The organism is Haloarcula sp. S1AR25-4, assembly GCF_031624555.1.
In the GTDB taxonomy this organism is placed as follows: domain Archaea; phylum Halobacteriota; class Halobacteria; order Halobacteriales; family Haloarculaceae; genus Haloarcula; species Haloarcula pellucida.
On sequence record NZ_JAMQOR010000001.1, the window covers coordinates 142,692 to 159,734 of the forward strand.

Annotated in this window: 16 protein-coding genes and 1 tRNA gene; 7 read left to right on the top strand and 10 right to left on the bottom strand. The window is 65.1% G+C overall.

Annotated elements, in window-relative coordinates; genetic code table 11:
* Positions 1-11: 11 nt before the first annotated feature.
* Genes NDI85_RS00860 through NDI85_RS00875 form a run of 4 tightly spaced genes read right to left on the bottom strand, consistent with a single transcriptional unit; the run spans position 12 to position 7,704 of the window.
* Positions 12-2,045, bottom strand: a complete 2,034-nt coding sequence (locus tag NDI85_RS00860) for a SpoVR family protein (RefSeq protein ID WP_310914656.1) — start codon at positions 2,043-2,045, stop codon at positions 12-14.
* Complete coding sequence (locus tag NDI85_RS00865; protein ID WP_188995382.1) at positions 2,042-3,358, bottom strand: YeaH/YhbH family protein; 1,317 nt, start codon at positions 3,356-3,358, stop codon at positions 2,042-2,044. The genes NDI85_RS00860 and NDI85_RS00865 overlap by 4 nt, the downstream gene beginning before the upstream one ends.
* Positions 3,349-5,631: a kinase anchor protein gene (locus NDI85_RS00870; RefSeq protein ID WP_310914658.1), complete on the bottom strand. Its 2,283-nt coding sequence runs from the start codon at positions 5,629-5,631 to the stop codon at positions 3,349-3,351. The genes NDI85_RS00865 and NDI85_RS00870 overlap by 10 nt, the downstream gene beginning before the upstream one ends.
* The gene (locus NDI85_RS00875; protein ID WP_188995379.1) at positions 5,632-7,704 is read right to left on the bottom strand and encodes a PrkA family serine protein kinase; all 2,073 of its coding nucleotides are present in this window, start codon (positions 7,702-7,704) and stop codon (positions 5,632-5,634) included.
* Between the two features lie 452 nt (positions 7,705-8,156).
* Between NDI85_RS00875 and NDI85_RS00880 the strand changes: the two genes are divergently transcribed.
* Genes NDI85_RS00880 through NDI85_RS00890 form a run of 3 tightly spaced genes read left to right on the top strand, consistent with a single transcriptional unit; the run spans position 8,157 to position 9,645 of the window.
* The gene (locus NDI85_RS00880) at positions 8,157-8,534 is read left to right on the top strand and encodes a DUF5820 family protein (protein ID WP_166970620.1); all 378 of its coding nucleotides are present in this window, start codon (positions 8,157-8,159) and stop codon (positions 8,532-8,534) included.
* A gap of 32 nt (positions 8,535-8,566) precedes the next feature.
* On the top strand, positions 8,567-9,019 hold the full coding sequence (locus NDI85_RS00885) for a UPF0179 family protein (RefSeq protein WP_188995377.1): 453 nt from the start codon (positions 8,567-8,569) through the stop codon (positions 9,017-9,019).
* Positions 9,016-9,645 carry a cupin domain-containing protein gene (locus NDI85_RS00890; RefSeq protein WP_188995375.1) on the top strand — a complete coding sequence of 210 codons (630 nt, stop codon included), beginning with the start codon at positions 9,016-9,018 and terminating at the stop codon, positions 9,643-9,645. Before NDI85_RS00885 ends, NDI85_RS00890 begins: the two co-directional genes overlap by 4 nt.
* 11 nt (positions 9,646-9,656) lie before the next feature.
* On the opposite strand, the gene NDI85_RS00895 is transcribed toward NDI85_RS00890, so the two are convergent.
* From NDI85_RS00895 to NDI85_RS00905, 3 genes are read right to left on the bottom strand one after another with little or no spacing between them, the layout of a single operon-like run.
* Complete coding sequence (locus tag NDI85_RS00895; protein ID WP_310914660.1) at positions 9,657-10,445, bottom strand: succinylglutamate desuccinylase/aspartoacylase family protein; 789 nt, start codon at positions 10,443-10,445, stop codon at positions 9,657-9,659.
* 60 nt (positions 10,446-10,505) lie between these two features.
* Complete coding sequence (locus NDI85_RS00900; protein WP_188995371.1) at positions 10,506-10,985, bottom strand: DUF309 domain-containing protein; 480 nt, start codon at positions 10,983-10,985, stop codon at positions 10,506-10,508.
* A 40-nt stretch (positions 10,986-11,025) separates the two neighbouring features.
* Complete coding sequence (locus tag NDI85_RS00905) at positions 11,026-11,241, bottom strand: hypothetical protein (protein ID WP_188995369.1); 216 nt, start codon at positions 11,239-11,241, stop codon at positions 11,026-11,028.
* A gap of 103 nt (positions 11,242-11,344) precedes the next feature.
* Here NDI85_RS00905 and NDI85_RS00910 point away from each other — a divergent pair.
* The 4 genes from NDI85_RS00910 (at position 11,345) to NDI85_RS00925 (ending at position 14,051) form a co-directional block, all read left to right on the top strand.
* Positions 11,345-11,428, top strand: a tRNA-Leu gene (locus NDI85_RS00910).
* Between the two features lie 297 nt (positions 11,429-11,725).
* On the top strand, positions 11,726-11,923 hold the full coding sequence (locus NDI85_RS00915) for a hypothetical protein (protein ID WP_188995367.1): 198 nt from the start codon (positions 11,726-11,728) through the stop codon (positions 11,921-11,923).
* A 54-nt stretch (positions 11,924-11,977) separates the two neighbouring features.
* Positions 11,978-12,814 carry an inositol monophosphatase gene (locus NDI85_RS00920; protein WP_188995365.1) on the top strand — a complete coding sequence of 279 codons (837 nt, stop codon included), beginning with the start codon at positions 11,978-11,980 and terminating at the stop codon, positions 12,812-12,814.
* Between the two features lie 88 nt (positions 12,815-12,902).
* On the top strand, positions 12,903-14,051 hold the full coding sequence (locus NDI85_RS00925; RefSeq protein WP_188995363.1) for a DUF63 family protein: 1,149 nt from the start codon (positions 12,903-12,905) through the stop codon (positions 14,049-14,051).
* Position 14,052: 1 nt separating this feature from the next.
* On the opposite strand, the gene NDI85_RS00930 is transcribed toward NDI85_RS00925, so the two are convergent.
* The 3 genes from NDI85_RS00930 to tbsP all read right to left on the bottom strand — a co-directional run bounded on the left by NDI85_RS00930 (position 14,053) and on the right by tbsP (position 16,849).
* Entirely contained in the window at positions 14,053-14,205 is a 153-nt protein-coding gene (locus tag NDI85_RS00930) for a hypothetical protein (RefSeq protein WP_188995362.1), read from the bottom strand.
* 81 nt (positions 14,206-14,286) lie between these two features.
* Entirely contained in the window at positions 14,287-15,999 is a 1,713-nt protein-coding gene (locus tag NDI85_RS00935) for a YcaO-like family protein (RefSeq protein ID WP_310914661.1), read from the bottom strand.
* 31 nt (positions 16,000-16,030) lie between these two features.
* Positions 16,031-16,849, bottom strand: a complete 819-nt coding sequence (tbsP, locus tag NDI85_RS00940; protein ID WP_188995358.1) for a transcriptional regulator TbsP — start codon at positions 16,847-16,849, stop codon at positions 16,031-16,033.
* Positions 16,850-17,043: the final 194 nt, after the last annotated feature.

The window sequence follows — 17,043 nt, forward strand, 5'->3', positions numbered from 1 at the left end:
GCAAAAAGCGCTCAGGCAAGCCACTCGTCGGGCTTGGTGTTGTAGTCGATGTCCGTCGCCGCGAGGTGTTCGACGTCGCTCCACGGGACGTCCTCGATGGTGACTTCGTCGCCGTCGTAGCGTAGTCGCTTGCCGACCTCCTCCGGTTCGGGTTCGCGGTCGCGGCGCTTCGCGACCTCGATGTCGTGGTCGTCGAACTCCTTGGTGATGGTCAGCAGGTTCACCGGCCGCCCCCAGAGTTCGAAGACGCGCTTTAGGACCGCCGTCGCTTGACTCCGGTCGAGCATCACGCCGTTGTACTGGTGGGTCAAGAGCAGTTCGTTGCGGTTCTGGTAGTTGCCGTCCTCGACGACGACGGTCGGTTTGCCGAAGTTCGTGAAGTTCAGCATCAACTTCTTCTTGACGTCGGCGTGGTCCGTCGAGGTGACCCGGTAGTCGCCGGAGGCGTGGGTGTACTCGTAGGTGAAGTAGTCGTTGTCGTCGACGAACTCCTGCGTGAGGAACTCGTCTAAGAACGTCACGTCGTTGTGGCTCTCGCGAATCTCGCGCATCCGCTCCCAGCCGCGGGTGTACTCGACGTCGGCCAGCGCTTCCTCGACGCTGTCGTAGCGCGCGTCGTCGAACATGTAGCGGGAGACGCGCTCCAGTTCCTCCTGTCCGACCCGCGAGACGAACCCGCGATACTGGGGCTTCAGGAGCGAGTAGTGTCGCTGGGCCAGCCCCTCGTAGGTCAGGACCTTCCACGGATAGCGTTCGACGTCGAACTCGCCGTCGCGGGCCGCTTCGAGGCCCTCGGCGTCCACGCGCGGGTCCTCGGGGTCGAGTTCGTCGAGGTGGCCGGCCACGTCGCGGAGCCACGCGGGCGGTTCGAGGTGCTCTTGTACCTCTGTGAAGTCCACGACGTCGCCGAACGTCCGCCACGTGACGCCGTCGACGCGGAGCAACCGCTCGACGACTTCCCGACGGTTCTCGGTGTTCTCGACGTACTCCCAGATCTCCATGCCGAGTTTGTACGGGTTCAGCCCCGGCGAGCCAAGCACCTGTGCCATGTGGTCGGCGTAGAGGACGAACTCGTCGTCGCCGGCGAAGCGCTCGCCGGTCATCATCAGCGACTCCCAGTAGGCGGCCCACCCCTCGTTCATGACCTTCGTCATCTTCTGGGGGGCGAAGTAGTACGCCTCGCGGCGCAGCATCTCCAGGACGTCTTTCTGCCAGTCGGTCATCTCGACGGCCTTCTCGGCGTCCTCGTCGTAGGCCATGCCGTGTTTCCGGAGGAAGCCGAGGACGTCTTTCTCCGGTTGGGCCGGGAACGAGACGCCCTCTCCCTCCTCGACCTGTGCGTCTAGCCACTCGTCGTCGAACACCTGTCGCTTGACCTCGTCGGAGAGGTCCAGTTCGTCCAGTTGCTCGGTCACGTCGACGCCTTCGATGTCCTCGAAGTGCTCCTCGGCCGTCTCGACGGGGCTGTACGGTTGGTGCTGGTCGATGTTGTCCTCGAGACAGAGAACGTGGTCGACGAACCGCTCGACGGCGCCGCGCTCTATCTCGGGGTCCTGCATGTACTCCCGGATGGCGTCGGCGTGGCGAGCGAGCATCCCGGCGGCGTCGGGGCCTCTGTCCCGGCCCGCCTCGCTCGCCGACCGGGGCGCGCCGTCGCTGAACATCTTGAACCACTTGTTGTTCGCGAAGAAGTCGGCGTGGGCCTCGACGTGCGTGATGACCGCCTTCTGGTCGGCCAGCGTGTTCGACTCCTGTAGGAAGGCGTGGGACGGGTCGTCGTTGTTGACGATTTCGAAGGCCTTCCCGCCGAGGAACTGGCCCTGCTTCTGCTGGCGGTCGTACTGCATCCCCCAGCGCCAGTGCGGGTACCGCTGCTGGAACCCGCCGTAGGCGATGAGTTCGTTCATCTCGTCGTAGTCGACGACCCAGTAGTTCACCGGGTACGGTGTGAGGCCCAGTCGACGAGCGAGTTTGCCCGCCTCCTGAACCGGTTCTTCGAGGTCGTCGGCGATGCGTTGTTTGGCGAATCTGTCGTCGGTGCTCATCCGTTGTCCTCCGTACTCAGTATCTCGTAGATGGCCTCGACCACGTCCCCCGGCGAGGAGACGTAGGCGACGGCGACGTTGTCGCTGTCGCGGAACGTCCGCTCGACTTCCTCGGCGTGGGTGGCGTTGATCGCGTTCCCGCTCGGTTGGGTCTCCACGTAGGCGTGGAGGTTCGCGGGAATCTGCTCCATCAGCGGGATGACCTTCTCCTCGGTGTCGTTCGAGGAGTTCTCGCTGTCGCCCGCCGCGAACACGTAGCGGTTCCACTCGCTCCACGGGTACTCCGCTTCGAGTCGCTGTGCGGCGAGTTCGTACGCACTGGAGATGCGCGTCCCGCCGCCCGAGCGGATGCCGAAGAACTCCTCGCGTTCGACCTCCCACGCGTCGGCGTCGTGGGCGATGTAGACGAACTCGGCGTTGTCGTACTTCCCTTGGAGGTACCAGTCCAGCGGCGTGAACGTCCGTTCGACGAGTTCGCGCTTCTTCTGGCGCATCGACCCGGAGACGTCGCGGATGTTGACCACGACGACGTTCTTCTCGCGCTCCTCGACGATTTCGGGGTAGCGATAGCGCTCGTCCTCCCGGCGGAACGGAATCTCGTCGACGCCCTCGCGTCGGATGCGCGTGGGAGCGTCCTCTTCCTCGACGTTGGCCTCCATCTCCTCGATGGTGTCCCACGCCCCCCGTTCGCTCGACGGGACGTCCTCGTAGGCGTCCTCTATCCACGCCTTCGAGACGGGGATGTTCTTTCCGCGGGCCCACTCGAACACCGTCGCCGGCCCCCAGCCGTCGACTTTCAGCGCCTCGCGGACGTAGTCCTCGTCGAAGTCCATCGCGAGCTTTCGCTTCAGCCCCTTCTTGAACAGGCGCTCGAAGTCCAGCGTCGAGGAGGGGCCGGTTCGTGTGATGTCGGTGAAGTCGCCTTCCTTCTCCTCGATGACCTTCTTGCCCTTCGGTTCGAGGTCCAGTCCGAGTTGCTCGTCGAGTTCCTTCGCGAACTCCTCGGGGTCCATCTCGTAGTACTCGTGTTCGCCGCCCTCCTCGCCGGGGTCGCCGTCCTCGTCGCCGTCGTCGCCCGGCTGGGGCTGTGGTTGGCCGACCGGGTCGCCCGGTTCGGCACCGTCACCCTGCCCGACGCCGCCCTTGTCGCGCTGGTCGTAGGCGAACTCCGGGAGGTCGACGATTTTGATGGGGATGCGCACTTCGTCGCCGCGGGACTGCCCCAAATCGCCGTACTGGATGAACTCGGCGAGGTCCTGCCGGCGGTCCTCGCCCACCTCACGGTACCGTTCGAGGTCGTCTTTCAGTCCCATCGGTAACTCACCTGATTCATGACGTGCCGGCTGGTCAGTTCGGCGGCGGCCTCGCTGTAGCCGTGCATGTCGACCATGTTCTCGATAGTCATCTGCTTGAGTCGAGCCGTCTCGGTCCCCGACGGCGGTTCGTCCCACTGTCGGGGATCGAAGTCCTCGAACGTCCGCTTGACGTCGTCCCAGTCGTGGCTCCCGAGAACGGTCTTGATGACCGGAATCTCCTTCGGGGAGACGTCGCCGACGCGGAACTCCTCGTCGCGGCGCTGCCACGCGTGGCGGTTCAGCGCCGTGATTATCTTGTCGGTGCGGAACGCCTCGACGGCCTCGTCGGGGTCGTTGTCGTCGTAGTTGTCCTCGTCGAACCGGCCGAGGTGCTCTATCTCGAACACCTTCATCTTCAGCGGGTCCGGGTCGACGTACTCGCCGCGTTCGTTCTCTATCTGGTCGTCGGAGGCCCACGCGTAGACGTGTTCGATGTACTCTTCGACGGTGGCCTCGTCGACGCGCTTGTCCCGCATCATCGCGTCTAACACGTCTCGCTCCTGTTCGCCGAAGATATGATTCTTCACCGGGACGACGCGCTCCTCGTACTCGGTGGCTTCCGCCGCCGAGAACACCGGGGCGTCGCCCATCCCCTCGGCGACGGCGTTCAGCACGTCTCGGGGCATGATGACGTGTTCGACGGGCAGGTCCGGGTGGTGGCGGTCCTGGGTCTCGTGGAGGAGGTCCGCGACCACGTCACGGACGTAGGTCACGGGGATGCCGTGGTCCCCGTCGTGGTCCGTCGTCTCTAAGTCGTAGTCGTCGATGTCGATTCGCTCGTCGCCCTCCATCAGGTAGCCCCGGTCGAACAGGAGCGCTTTGTCGACGAGGTCCAGTCCGTTCGGGACGTTCGAGGCGTCGAGTCGCGAGGCGACGGCGTACAGCGCGGCGGCTTCGATGGTGTGTGGCGCAAGTTCCTTGTCCGTCGCCGACGCCACGTCGTCACGGACCGAGACGGTCACTGGCTCCTGGATCCACGTCTCCAGTTCCTCCCACGAATCGGGGTCCCAGACAGTCGTCTCGTTGGTCAGTTCCCGCCGGAGCAGTTGGGCCTCAAGCGAGAGGTTCGTCAGGTACGTGAATTCGTGTTTGTCCAGCCGACGTTTCAGCGCCTTCAGCGGGTCCTGTCCCTCTCGGTCGGCGTGCTGGTTCAACTGTGCCTCCAAATCGGGGTTCGAGATGATGACCAGTTGCGTATCGACGTCCATCCCGATGCCCTTGTCCAGTTTGACGCGACTCTCGTCGGGGACGTTCAGCAGTTTCTGGAGCAGGTCGGCGTGCTGTGCGGCGTCTTCGACCACCGTCAGTAGGCCGTTGCCCTGCGAGAGGACGCCGTCGTAGGAGAACGCCTGCGGGTTCTTCCGACCCCGAGAGTCCAGTTCGCGGAGCATGCCGTGCATCCACGACCCGACCAGTCGCTCTTTGGGCGTCCCCTCGTCCTCGGAGTGGAGGACGCCGATGCCGTGTCCCACGTCGACGACGAAGTTTTTCACCCGCAAGTGAGAGGGATCCGTGACCGCCGAGAACAGGTCCTCGGCGCCCTGCCGTCGGTACTGCTCTTCGAGGTAGTCGTAGGCCTCTCTGGAGAACGGGTCCAGTTCGCCGTCGACGTGAATATCGATGTGATCGTCCAGTCGCTCGTTGATTTCGGCCAGCAGGTCGGTGCGGACGTCCGCCGGGAACACCGTAAGCGGGTGTACCTGCACCGGACTCTCGTACCAGTCGTCCTCGTCTTCGACCGGTGCGTCGCCGTAGGTCAGGGCGCTGTCGCTCCCGCCCGCGCCGGCGACGTTCCACTCGACGGTGTATCGCCGGCCTTCGGGCGTCTTCGAGTACTCCCGGAGGCCGTTGATGAGACACCGCTTCAGTTCGGACTTGCCCGTCGCCGTCGGGCCTTCGAGCCAGACTATCTTCTCGTCTTTCCCGCGCCCCGCGGCGATAGAGCGCAGGTCGTCGACGAAGGCGTTCAGCACCTCCGTATTACCGAGGATGGCGTGTTCCCCGTCGTTGTACGGGTCGTCGAAGAAGCGGTAGCGCTCTTTCTCCTCGCCTTCCTCGATGACGGTGCGCGTGCCCGCCGCCTCGATGGCTGCGAGCATGTACTTCGAGGCGTGTGCGGCTATCCCGGGCGTCTCGAGGACGGTGTCGACGTACTCGGCGAGGCTCATCGGCGCCTCGTAGGTGGCGTCAAGCGAGTCGTCCGCCCGGCCGATGTACTCCTCGCCGCTCATCTAGTCCTCCATCTCGCTTTTAGCGACCTCCGCGCCGGCGAACTCGAGCACTTCACGGGCACCTTCTTCGGAGTAGTCCTGCTCGATCAGGGCGTCTATCCACTGATTGCGCTCGTCGTCGTCCATCTCGCCGGAGGACACCAGCGCCGAGAAGTTGATGTTGTGTTTCTTGTCTTCCCAGAGTTTGCGCTCTAAGGCGCGGCGCAGGCGGTCGTTGTCCTGCGGGTTGAACGTATCGCCCTCGCGTGCTCTCCGTGAGACCCAGTTCGACACTTCCTGCCGGAAGTCGTCTTTTCGGTCCTCCGGCAGGTTCAGTTTCTCCTCGACGGAGCGCAGGAACTGCTCGTCCGGTTCCTGCTCGCGGCCCGTCAGTTCGTCCTCGACGGTGTCGTCGTCGATGTAGGCCATGACGTGGTCCATGTACTTCTCGCCCTGTCGCTGGATCTCGTCCATGTCGTAGGCCAGCGCGTGGCGCACGTCCTCGATGGCCCGTTCCTTGTACTCTTCGCGGACGAGTTCGAGGAAGCGGTAGTACTGGTCGAAGGACTCCTCGTCGATGGAACCGTGGTTCTCTAAGTTGCCTTCGAGGTGGTTGAACGTCGTCAGCGGCGAGAGGAACTGCCTGTCGCGGTGCATCGAGTCCATGATGGCCTCGGCGATCTCGTCGCCGATGAACCGCGGGGAGACGCCGTCCATCCCTTCGCCGATGTCGGCGGTGGTGGCGGCCTCGTCGCGGAGCTTCTTCACGTCGATGTCGTCGGCCTCGTCTATCTCGCCGTTGTAGGCTTTGGCCTTCTGGACGAGGTCGACCGACTCCGTGTCGGGTTCCTCGATGCGGGTGAGGACGCCGAACAGGCCGGCCATCTCCAGCGTGTGCGGTTCGACGTGGATGTCCGGTAAGTCCGCGTTCCGGAGCATCTTGTTGTATATCTTGGCCTCTTCCTCGTACTGGAGGACGTACGGGAAGTCGATGCGTTTCGTCCGGTCGTTGAACGCCTCCATCTTCTCGTCGCCCTTCTTGTCCCGGTACTCGGGCATGTTCGTCCGGCCGACGATGACCTGGTCGATGTCGATACGCGGGTTGTTCTTCGGTTTGATCGTCTGTTCCTGACTGGCGTGCAGGAAGTCATAGAGGAACTCGCGCTGGAGTTTCAGCAGTTCCTCGCCGGAGAAGATGCCGCGGTTGGCGTTACAGAACGCCCCGGAGTAGTCGAACGCTCGCGGGTCGCTCTCGCCGTAGATAGCTATCTTCGAGTAGTTGACGTCGCCGGTCAGTTCCGTCTCGTCCTGGTTCTTCTTGTCTTTGGGTTCGAACGTCTCGATACCCTGTCGCTGGTTCTCGTCGGCGACGAACCGGACGATTTCGACGTGGTTCTCTAAGACGGCCTGCAGGTCGTCGTCGTAGTTGGCCAGCAGGTGGTCCATGTAGAACTCCGAGGCGGGGTCGAGCGCCTGCTCGTTCCGGATGGTGTAGGGGGCGTCGAGTTCCTCGTTGATGTCCTCGATGACCCTGTCTCGCTGGTCCTGTGGCAGCAGCACCATCGGGTCCTGATTCATCGGCGACCGGACCACGTCGTCGGCCGGGTCCTGATCGCCGATGACGTCACAGAGGTTCGTCCAGCGGAACGTGTACATCCGCCCCTCGTCGCGGCGGGTGTAGTCCTCGAAGTACCGACGGACCTGTCGGTCGAAATCGGACTTCCCGGACCCGACGGGACCGAGCAGTAACTTGATTCGTTTCTCTGGACCGAGACCCCGCGCTCCGGACTTGACCTTGTTCACGAACTCGTGTATCGCCTCGTGGACCTCGCGGCCGTAGAAGGTGTTCTCGCCGTCGTGAAGCGGGTCTTCGCTGGCTATCTCGTACTCTACGACGCCGGCGTCCTCGTCGTAGGACGTCCCGTAGTAGTCGAACATGTCCGCGACGCGCTGGTGGGCGTTGCGGGCGATTCGCGGTTCGTCGTACAGTTGGTCGAGATACCAGTCGAAACTCCGCGTCGTCCGGAGATCGGCCGGTATCGTGTCTTGGTACTCCTTGCTCAGCGCTTCCAGTGTCTCTTTGTTCTTGCTCATGCTATCTCGGTGAGTTCGGCACGCGATGGCACGCGGGCACGCAGGGCCAGCGTGTCGGACTCAGTACACCGATGCCACCAACTGCCGCTCCGTGCGTGCAGGCGGGCGGCCGCGGTAGGACCCGTTATTGCGGGCCGGTAGTCGTACCATGCCATGTGTGCTGGCCGGGTGGTCGCGGGGACGGACCCACCCCAGTGGTAACGGGTGACAGTGGGTTACTGTTTCCGATACTATTTAACACATGAGTGCTTCATCATAAAGAACCTTTTCCCGTTACCCATATAACGCCGGGTTTTCGACGCCTCGAATGAGGACCTAATACGGAGACGGCATCGCTGAGGTACGGATTCACACGAGGGTGAGCGCCGAGACGCTTTATAAGTACCCCTCCCGAAAGCGGGCGACGAGTCAGTAGTCGATAGAGTATTGCCTGCCGAGACGAAGCCGTCGGTATGGACCTCGACGGACTGGCCGACGACTGGACGGTCTGGAACGAGACCGAGGCGAAACTCATCCTCGCGTACCGTCCGGACGTCTTCGACAGCCAGAACTTCCCTGCGCCCTGTCTCCCGACGATATACCTCACACGGGGGAAACGAACCCGCCGACCCGGCCTCGACCGGTCGGGCGATGACTGGTACGTCACCCTGTATCTGGAACCCGAAGTGGACCGCGACGCCGAGTCCTTCGAGGACCGGGCGTCCGCAGTCGACGCCGCCGTCGACCTCGCGAACCGCTTTGCCTCGGGCGAGGTCGACTACCGCTCGCTGTATCAGGTACCGCGCGATGACTACCTCGACGAACTCGACGACCTGACCGGCCGGTCCTGACCCTTAAATTCCGCCCGGATCTATCCCTCACTATGACCACTGTAACGCTCGTCGGGACGCGCCTCGCGGAGGTGGGCGAGGAGTTCGTCTACCACGGCGAGGCCGACGGTTGTGCCGGGTGTCCGTACCGGACCCAGTGTCTCAATCTCACGCCCGGCCGCCGCTATCGCATCACCGAGGTCCGCGAGAGCGGCCAGACACTCGACTGCGCGATCCACGACACCGGCGTCCGCGCCGTCGAGGTCGAACCTGCCCCCATCCGTGCCAACGTCCCGACCAAAGGTGCCTACGCCGGCAGCAACGCGTCGCTGGCAGGCCCCTGTCCCCACACCGAATGTCCGAGCCACCAGTACTGTGAGCCGATGGGCGCCGAGTTCGACGAGGAGTACCGCATCGAGGAGGTCGTCGGCGACCCGCCACACGACTACTGCATGCTCGACCGGGACCTCACGCTGGTCGAGTTGGACGCCCCCGACGACGCGTGAGCGACACCCCGAGTGCTGATACGGACGCCGACGACTCGCCGTTCGGCCACACGCACTTCGTCGACGACGACTGTCTGGCGAGTCCGCCGGCCGGGAAAGTCGTCCGATTCCGCGAACGACCCGACGACCCCGAAACCGACCCGCTCCGGTTCGACATGTGGCTGGCCGCCGAGGGATCACACGGCCCGATGCGTCACGTCCACCCCGAGCAAGTGGAACGGCTGTCCGTACAGTCCGGAACGATGGGTATCACCCACGAGGGCGACCGACGGCAGTTGACCGCCGGTGCGACGGCCGTCGTCCCTGCCGGCGACGTCCATCGGTTCTGGAACGCCGGGGACGACGTACTCCACGTCAGGGGGTCGGTGACGCCCGGCCTCCGCACCGAACAGTTCATGCGGGTGACCTACGGCCTCGCCCGCGACGGCGCCCCGGTCACGCCGTCGGGGATGCCGCTGAACGCCCTCAGGTTGGCGGTGCTGCTCGACGAGTTCGACGACATGCTATTGCTCGCGCATCTCCCCATGTGGCTCCAGTTGCTCGGGATTCGCACGACTGCAGTCCTCGGTCGCGCCGTCGGCTACGACAACCGCTACCCCGAGTACCTGCCGGTGAGACGTGAGTGACGGCGTCGACCTCAGTCGAGGACGCCGACGTGATCAGCCGTGTAGCCGAAGACGTCCTCGTACCCTTCCGCAGAGAGGAGGATGGGATGGAACGGTTCGTCGGCGAGGACCTGATCGCCGTCGGCGGCGGCGATGGGTTCACCGGCCGCCAGTTCCTCGAAGTTCCGGGCGTACACCTCGTACTCCTCGGCGGCGGCCTTCGGAATCGGGTCGCCGAGCTGGAACACCGGGAGCGACTCGGTCCGGGTCGGCGCCGGGTCGTCGGTGACGCCCGTCGCGGCGAGGAACTCGCGGATGACCTGTTCGGCGTTGGCGGCCGCCTCTGGCGACCCCTGATACCCACACTCCACCTCGATGGCGGCGGGGACGACCGAGAAGAGTCGGCCCTCGTTGACCCCTTTGGTCTTGACCACGGCGTCGACGGAGAGTTTCGGACAGATGTCACGGACCAGCGTCGTCACGTCGTCGACGAGCGCGAACATGCCGTCGTAGGACTGGGTGGAGTGCAGCGACAGCACGGTACAGCCGCGCAGTTCGGCGGCGAGTTCGGCGGCCAGTCGGTCTTCGCGGGCCTCGCTTTCGGGGTCGCCGGGGAACGCTCGATTGAGGTCGGTATCGAGGTATCGCTCGCCGGCGGCCAGCGCCGCCTCGTTGCCGACGACGAACTTCACCGGCCGGGAGACGGTCGGCGGGTCCGCGAGGACCGCCTCGATACCGTCCCGACCGCACGGCTCGTCGCCGTGGATGCTCCCAACGACGGCGACGTCCGGTTCTCCCTCACCCAGTTGTTCCACTCGCATTCGGTCGTAGTTGTGCTCCCGGCCATTAGAGTCGTGTGGATTCCGTGCGGCGACCGAGTGTCAGTCGAGGTCCTCGGCGAACGCGACGTCGGTCTCGTCGGCGACCGGGTAGCCGCCGTCGAGTCGTATCTGCCAGCCGTCGAGCACGCTCGGGTCCTGCAGCGCGTTCGTCACTGTCGTCCGAACGTCCAGTAAGTCGACGCCGTAGTAGTCGTTGGGAACCCCGCGAAAGTACTGCAGCGAGGTGCGAAACAGCGAGCGCATCCCGTCGTCGTCCTCGAAGTCGAAGTGCTTGTAGGCGCCAGCGGCCACCTGTACCATCCCGTGGAGGAACTTACTCTCGGTGGACCCCCGGCCGTAGTTGTACCACTCGTCTTCGAAACAGTCGTGTGAGTCGTGAAACTCCCCGGCGTTGTACAGACGGACGCCGTGAACGACGGCCCGCCGGAGCGTCGCGTGCTCCCACTGCCCGTCCGCCCGCCACCCGGCCGGGTCGCCGTCCGGCGGGGCGACAGTCGGGTCTCGCGTGTGTTCGTCCATACTCCTCGTTCGTGACCTGCATGGGTCAATCCACCGGTCCTCAGAGGTCCTTCCCACACTCGGGACAGACGCTATCCGAGGCCGCCGTCGAGTGGTGACAGCGGGGGCAGACGACGGCGTCTCCCGCCCCCGGGTCGTGGTACTCGCCGGTGTTCCGGAGCGCGTAGACGACGATGGCGGCGAGGAGCAACGCTAGAAGGACACCGACGACCGGTAGCGCCCCACCCATCTGAAACGGGGTCGCGAGGGACGGCATACGTCGCCACTCGCGCTCCACGCTGTTAGTCGTTTGCCCGCCGCCACAGTTCCGTACGACATTTATACCACACCGTCGTCAGAACGTGATGCGAGCAACGCGTGCGAGGGTAGCCAAGCCAGGAAACGGCGGCGGACTCAAGATCCGCTCCCGTAGGGGTCCAAGGGTTCAAATCCCTTCCCTCGCACTGTTGGACCGATACGGTCCCTCGCACACAGTGCCGGAAGACTCGCACGGAGCGGTCTTCCCTCGCAAACTCTCTGAACCACACCCACCAGCGGCGGCGCTGGACACCGGCCGCGCCGCGACGGCTCCACCGGCCTGGTCCCGACGTATAGATTGCTCCGTGGTCGGTGCCGACGACGTGGCATTCGGTCGTCTCTACGGAAGATACTCCGTGTGTTCGTCTCTCACTAATATGGATGTGTCAGCCGATCTCTCACATATGAGTAGTTTTATACGGGGACGTGAGTTAATAACTCGCATGGCAACCGACCACTCCGACGGTTCGGGTATCCGAGTGCCACCGCTGGAGAACACGGCGTTTTTCTCCATCGAAGCGGACGACGACTACGTCCGCATCGAGCAGTCGCTCGGGAACCAGGTACTGTACACGCCCGAGGAGGCCCGGGACATCGCACAGTCCATCTTGGACGCCGTCGACGAGGCCAGCCACGAGTAGTCTCCCTTTTCCTGAAACCGAGGTGGTAAGTCCCCAGCCCTGCCAGCCCCGGGCATGCCAGATGCACATCACCGAGCGGCGCTCGCCGAACGTGCTGCCCGGGCCGGGGGCGTCGTCGCGCGGCAGGCGTTCCGTGGCGACCTCGCCGTCGAGACGAAGGCCAACAAGAACGACCTCGTGACAGAGGCCGACCGGGACGCGCAGGGACAGGTCGTCGCGACGGTCCGTGAGGAGTTCCCCAACGACGCGTTCGTTCTGGAAGAGGACGTGGTCACGTTGAGCGGGCCCGAGACCGGCGAGACCGACCCGTCCGTCCTCGACGAGGTCCCGGCGACCGGACCGGTGTGGGTCGTCGACCCGATAGACGGGACCGCGAACTTCGTCCGCGGGAACCGGACGTGGGCGACGAGCGTCACCGCAGTCGAGGACGGCGAACCGGTCGGGTCGGCCACCTACCTCCCGTCCGAGGGCGACCTCTTTGCCGCTGGACCGGAGAGCGCGACGCGGGACGGCGCGACCCTCTCCGTGAGCGAGCGCAGCGACCCCGAGACGTTCGCCGTCGCGCCGGTCGGCTGGTGGGACCGTGACGACCGAACCGAGTTCGCCGACCTGTGTGGCGCCGTCGTCGGCCGGTTCGGCGACATGCGGCGCATCGGGAGCTTTCAGGCCACGCTCGCGTACGTCGCCGACGGGGCGCTGGACGGGGCCGTCTGCACGAACCCGAACCACCCGTGGGACACGCTGGCCGGTGTCCACATGGTCCGACAGGCCGGCGGGACGGTGACCGATGCCGACGGCGAGCGCTGGCGCCACGACAGCGACAGCCTCGTCGCCTCGAACGGCGAAGCACACGCGGAACTGGTCGCGGCGGCGACGGACGCGCTGGCCTGAGTCGTTCCCGTCGGTCCGCCGTGTCGGTGTCGCAGCACCCACGCACGCGACCGGAAACCTGAAACCGACGCACGCCGGTGACTCGGCCATGAACACGTTCGAGCAGGTCGTCGACGAGTACGGGGCCGGGCGCCTCTGGGTCGCCTCGTTCGTCGCCATCCTCGTAGCCGGTTTGGGTGCGGTCCTCGCGTTCCCGCGTGCCGTCTGGGACCGGTTCCTCTGGCACTACTTCTGGGGACCAGTGTACGCCGACGCCGAAGCCGCGAGCTGTGCCGTGATGACCGACAGCGGCCCGGAACCGCTGTACGAGGGCTGTACCGCCGCGGTCCAGCAGGGCCGTATCGTGGCCGAACCCGGCTACACCGTCGTCTCCGAAATCGGGTACATGCTGATTCTGGTGTACATGCTCGTCGGCGTCTATCTCCTGTTGGATCGACTGGAGATCGCCGAGGACCCGAAACTGTACTTCGCGTTCGTACCGTTCATGCTGCTGGGCGGGGCGCTCCGAACGGTCGAAGACGCGACCGACCGAGCGATCGAAGCCGGGTTCGCACCCATCGTCGACTATCCGCTCAGTTCGCTCATCATCAGTCCGGTCATCTACGGCACGTTGTTCGTCGTGACGCTGGCGACGCTGATTCTCTGTCTCAGACTCGACCGGGAGGGGTACGTCGATAGTTACTACCGGTCGACTGCGGCGGTCGGCGGCGTCCTCGTCGCCGTGACGGTTCTCTATCTGACTGGCGTGGCGACGACCACGGAGTACTCGACGCTGTACCCGTCGGTCCTGCTCACGACCGTCGGGTTGGCGACAGTGCTGTCCTACGGCCTGTATCGCGCCTTCGAGTCGTTCGCCCCCGAGGTCAACGACGGCACCGGCTACATCGGATTGGTCGTCATCTGGGGCCACGCCATCGACGGCGTCGCGAACGTCGTGTTGGCCGACTGGCTGGACGTGCTGAACGTCCCGCTGACCTACTACCCGAAACACCCGGCCAACGCGTTCATCATCGCGACGACCGAGGCGCTCCAGCCCGCCGGCCTGACCGCCGCCATCGGTACCTCGTGGCCGTTCCTCGTCGTGAAACTCGTGGTCGCGTCGCTCGTCGTCTGGCTGTTCAACGACGAGTTCATAGACGAGAGCCCGCGCTACGCGTTGCTGTTGCTCGTCGCCGTCACCGCGGTCGGTCTCGGACCGGGGACGCGGGACATGCTGCGGGCCACGTTCGCCATCTGATTCAGAACTCTCGCAGCGCCGACTCGGGGTAGTGTCGCACCCCGCAGTTCGGACATTCCGCGACCGCCACCGGCGACCCGTCGGTCGCCGTGGTCTCTACGCGCACGAGGTCGTGTCCGCAATCGCTACACGGGAGGTCGAACTCTGTCACCATGTGTGTCCATGCGCTGTGATACCGCCTATCACACGACGGTAACTGACGACGTGGTTCGTATTAAACTATCCGATAGTCGAGTCAGGGGAACGGATGGTGGTCTCGGCCCAGTCGTGGTTCGAAGCCGAGGGCCGTCGGCACCGTCTCCGCGCGGTCGCCGAAGTAGCTCTCGTCGAAGAACAGCGGTTGGGCGGTCGGACAGAACGCCCGGACCGCCTCGAACCCCATCAGTTCGAGGTCCGGCGTCGTGAGTCGGCTTGCGAACGGGGACAGACCGGCATCCACCACCCGGTCGACGAGTTCGTCGAGTTCGGCCCCGCCGGTCGGCACGGAGTCGGGACCGACGCTCGATATGGGCACGGCCGTCGCCGTCTCGGTCAGCGACGCGGCCGCTTCCGGTCGGTCCGCGTACCATCCGATTGCCCCGTCGGCGTCCGCGGCGTCCTCCCGCCCCATCCCGCGGAGTTCCATCCAGTTCTGGAGCGCTTCTTCGAGCGCCCCGACGGCCGCCTCGGCCGGGTCGAGGCGGGCCGACGACCCCAGCGCGAACTTCGGCCACGTCTCGCGTTCGAGGGCGACGGCGACGACGGGCACGTCGACGTCCTGCGTGAGCAACAGCGCCGTCACGTCGAGGTCCTCCGAGCGGGCACGTCGCCGGAGCGCGTCGAACGTCTCGTTGCCCTCGACGACGACTTCCAGCGGGTCGTAGGTGGCGTACCACGAGAGCATCGCCGCGTCGCGTTCGACCACCTCGTAGAGGCCCGAGAGGAGCGCGTCGGTCTCCGAACTTCCCAGTCCGAGTCCCGTCGTCGTCGCCGGGCGGACGGCGTGGGACGGCGGCGGGTAGACGACTACTTCTGCCGGAGCGAGGCGCTGTGTACCCGTGCCGAGGTTCTCTGCAGGGACCCACGGTACGGCCTCACCCCCGCCCCACGCGCCGCCGTCGGGGGCGACGAACTCTGCTGGGTCGAGGCGCTCTGCCACCGCCTCGCCGGTCCCCGAGACCATCTCCCCCGTTCGGTAGACGCCGGCGGCGTACCGTTCGTAGCTCTCGCCGAGCGCCTTCATGAACGCCGAATCCCAGTCCGTCGCGACGCCGGCGGCCTGCTGTGGGGCCGTCACGTCGCTGAACCGGGCGGTGTCCGTGAGCTCCGCGAGGTAGTACGGCGCCGGGAACGACTCGGCCTCGCCCACGTTCCGGACGATACCGACTCGCTCGTCGAGGCCGGCCTCCGCGCGGGACAACGCCTCTCGGTCGTGGTCACGGTCCCCAGCGTGAGTGAGCGTCCATCGTTCCGCGTCTCGACACGCACACCCCGGGACTGGGAGGAACTGTCGCTCGGTGTGGGGCAGTTCGAGCACCGTCCCGACGACGACGCCCTCCCCGGCGAGCGCCTGTTCGATTCGCCGTCCCGCGACGGCACCGGCGAACCGTTGCGTACTGGCGGCGGGGGCCCCTGCGGGGTCGGATTGCTGGTCGGCGTTCGAACGCACGCGTTCGGTCAGACAGTCGTAACAGCCGGTTTGTGGGCCGAATCCGGCGATTGCGGCGTCGGTGACGGGGACGCCACCGATGCCGCCGAGTTCGACGGCTACCCACGGCGTCCCGGTCGCTCTCGCACGCTCGTTCGCAGTGCCGAACAGGTCGGCCGTGACCTGCCCGACGACGACACTCAGGTCGGCGTCGTCGGTGAGCGGGTCCTCCCGCCGAACTACCTCAGACGGCGTCTCCGCCAGCGCCGCGACCAACGACTCGACGGCGGGACCGCTCCCGACGACTTCGACAGTACTCATGTCCGGGAAAACACAGAGGGGGCGGAAAAACCTATGCGGCCAGCAGGCTCTGTGCGACCGTCGCCAGTTCGTCGGCGTCGGCGCTTTCGAGGCGCTCGTCTCCGAGCATCAGGCGGAGGCGCGGACGCCCGACGTCGATGGGGACTTTCTCTGTGTCGATGAGCCCCATGTCTTCGAGTTTGGTCTTCGTCCGGGAGAACGTCGCTTTGCTCGCCAGCCCGACGTCCTCGCCCCACTTGCTGATGTCGTACAGCAGTTCGCCGTTCCGGGCGGCCACCAGCAGACTGATCGTCACTTCGTCGAGGCCGTCGCCGTCGCCGCGCGCGGTCGTGAGCGACCCGAGGACGCTGTCGAAGTCCGCCGCGGTCGCTTCGCCGATCTCGCTCTCTAGCGTGCTACGGACGGTAGTGATTGGTGGTGTTCGGAGGGAGTACGCTTCAGCCCCCTCCCACGTGGTCTCGTAGTACTCGTATGCCCCGTCTACGAACTCGCTGTCGTCGGTCCCCAGACCGCCGACAGCGTCGCCGATGGTCACGAGCGCGAAGACGCTGTCGGCCGTGACTGCGACCGAGTGGGTCGGCACGTGCGCCAACAGTCGCATCGTCAGGTCGCCGCTCTCGACGAGGTCGGCGGCCGTACTCGCCACCAGAAAGTCGTCCATGACGTCTTTCAGGGCTCGTTCGTCCGCAAGCAGCCGCACTTCCGGAGGCTCTGTCTGTTCGTCTAACGTCGTCACGAGTGCCGAGATGGTGTCTCGGTCCGGGTTCACGACGTATATCGGGTCGTCGGCGTCGTCGAACACCGACGACAGCATCGCACCGACGTCGTCGTTCAATAGGGTTGCACTCATTGTCCCAATGTATGTATTGTGGCTTGTAACATTTAATTTCATCGGCCGATTCGAGTTGAATTCTTGAACACACCAGCCACAGGCACCTTTACGACGACTTAAATATATGTTCCGGCCCAGCTATCACAAACGAAACTCGATGGCGCTACTGGGTGTGTTCTGTGGTCGCTATCGGCGGACTAGTGACCCTCTGT

Excerpts from the sequence above, each read along its gene's own strand:
- tbsP (WP_188995358.1), bottom strand. The coding sequence starts at position 16,849 with ATGAGTGCAACCCTATTGAACGACGACGTCGGTGCGATGCTGTCGTCG.
- NDI85_RS00880 (WP_166970620.1), top strand. The coding sequence starts at position 8,157 with ATGGACCTCGACGGACTGGCCGACGACTGGACGGTCTGGAACGAGACC.
- NDI85_RS00935 (WP_310914661.1), bottom strand. The coding sequence starts at position 15,999 with ATGAGTACTGTCGAAGTCGTCGGGAGCGGTCCCGCCGTCGAGTCGTTG.
- NDI85_RS00860 (WP_310914656.1), bottom strand. The coding sequence starts at position 2,045 with ATGAGCACCGACGACAGATTCGCCAAACAACGCATCGCCGACGACCTC.
- NDI85_RS00870 (WP_310914658.1), bottom strand. The coding sequence starts at position 5,631 with ATGAGCGGCGAGGAGTACATCGGCCGGGCGGACGACTCGCTTGACGCC.
- NDI85_RS00900 (WP_188995371.1), bottom strand. The coding sequence starts at position 10,985 with ATGGACGAACACACGCGAGACCCGACTGTCGCCCCGCCGGACGGCGAC.
- NDI85_RS00920 (WP_188995365.1), top strand. The coding sequence starts at position 11,978 with ATGCCAGATGCACATCACCGAGCGGCGCTCGCCGAACGTGCTGCCCGG.
- NDI85_RS00905 (WP_188995369.1), bottom strand. The coding sequence starts at position 11,241 with ATGCCGTCCCTCGCGACCCCGTTTCAGATGGGTGGGGCGCTACCGGTC.
- NDI85_RS00885 (WP_188995377.1), top strand. The coding sequence starts at position 8,567 with ATGACCACTGTAACGCTCGTCGGGACGCGCCTCGCGGAGGTGGGCGAG.
- NDI85_RS00865 (WP_188995382.1), bottom strand. The coding sequence starts at position 3,358 with ATGGGACTGAAAGACGACCTCGAACGGTACCGTGAGGTGGGCGAGGAC.
- NDI85_RS00930 (WP_188995362.1), bottom strand. The coding sequence starts at position 14,205 with ATGGTGACAGAGTTCGACCTCCCGTGTAGCGATTGCGGACACGACCTC.
- NDI85_RS00925 (WP_188995363.1), top strand. The coding sequence starts at position 12,903 with ATGAACACGTTCGAGCAGGTCGTCGACGAGTACGGGGCCGGGCGCCTC.
- NDI85_RS00875 (WP_188995379.1), bottom strand. The coding sequence starts at position 7,704 with ATGAGCAAGAACAAAGAGACACTGGAAGCGCTGAGCAAGGAGTACCAA.
- NDI85_RS00915 (WP_188995367.1), top strand. The coding sequence starts at position 11,726 with ATGGCAACCGACCACTCCGACGGTTCGGGTATCCGAGTGCCACCGCTG.
- NDI85_RS00895 (WP_310914660.1), bottom strand. The coding sequence starts at position 10,445 with ATGCGAGTGGAACAACTGGGTGAGGGAGAACCGGACGTCGCCGTCGTT.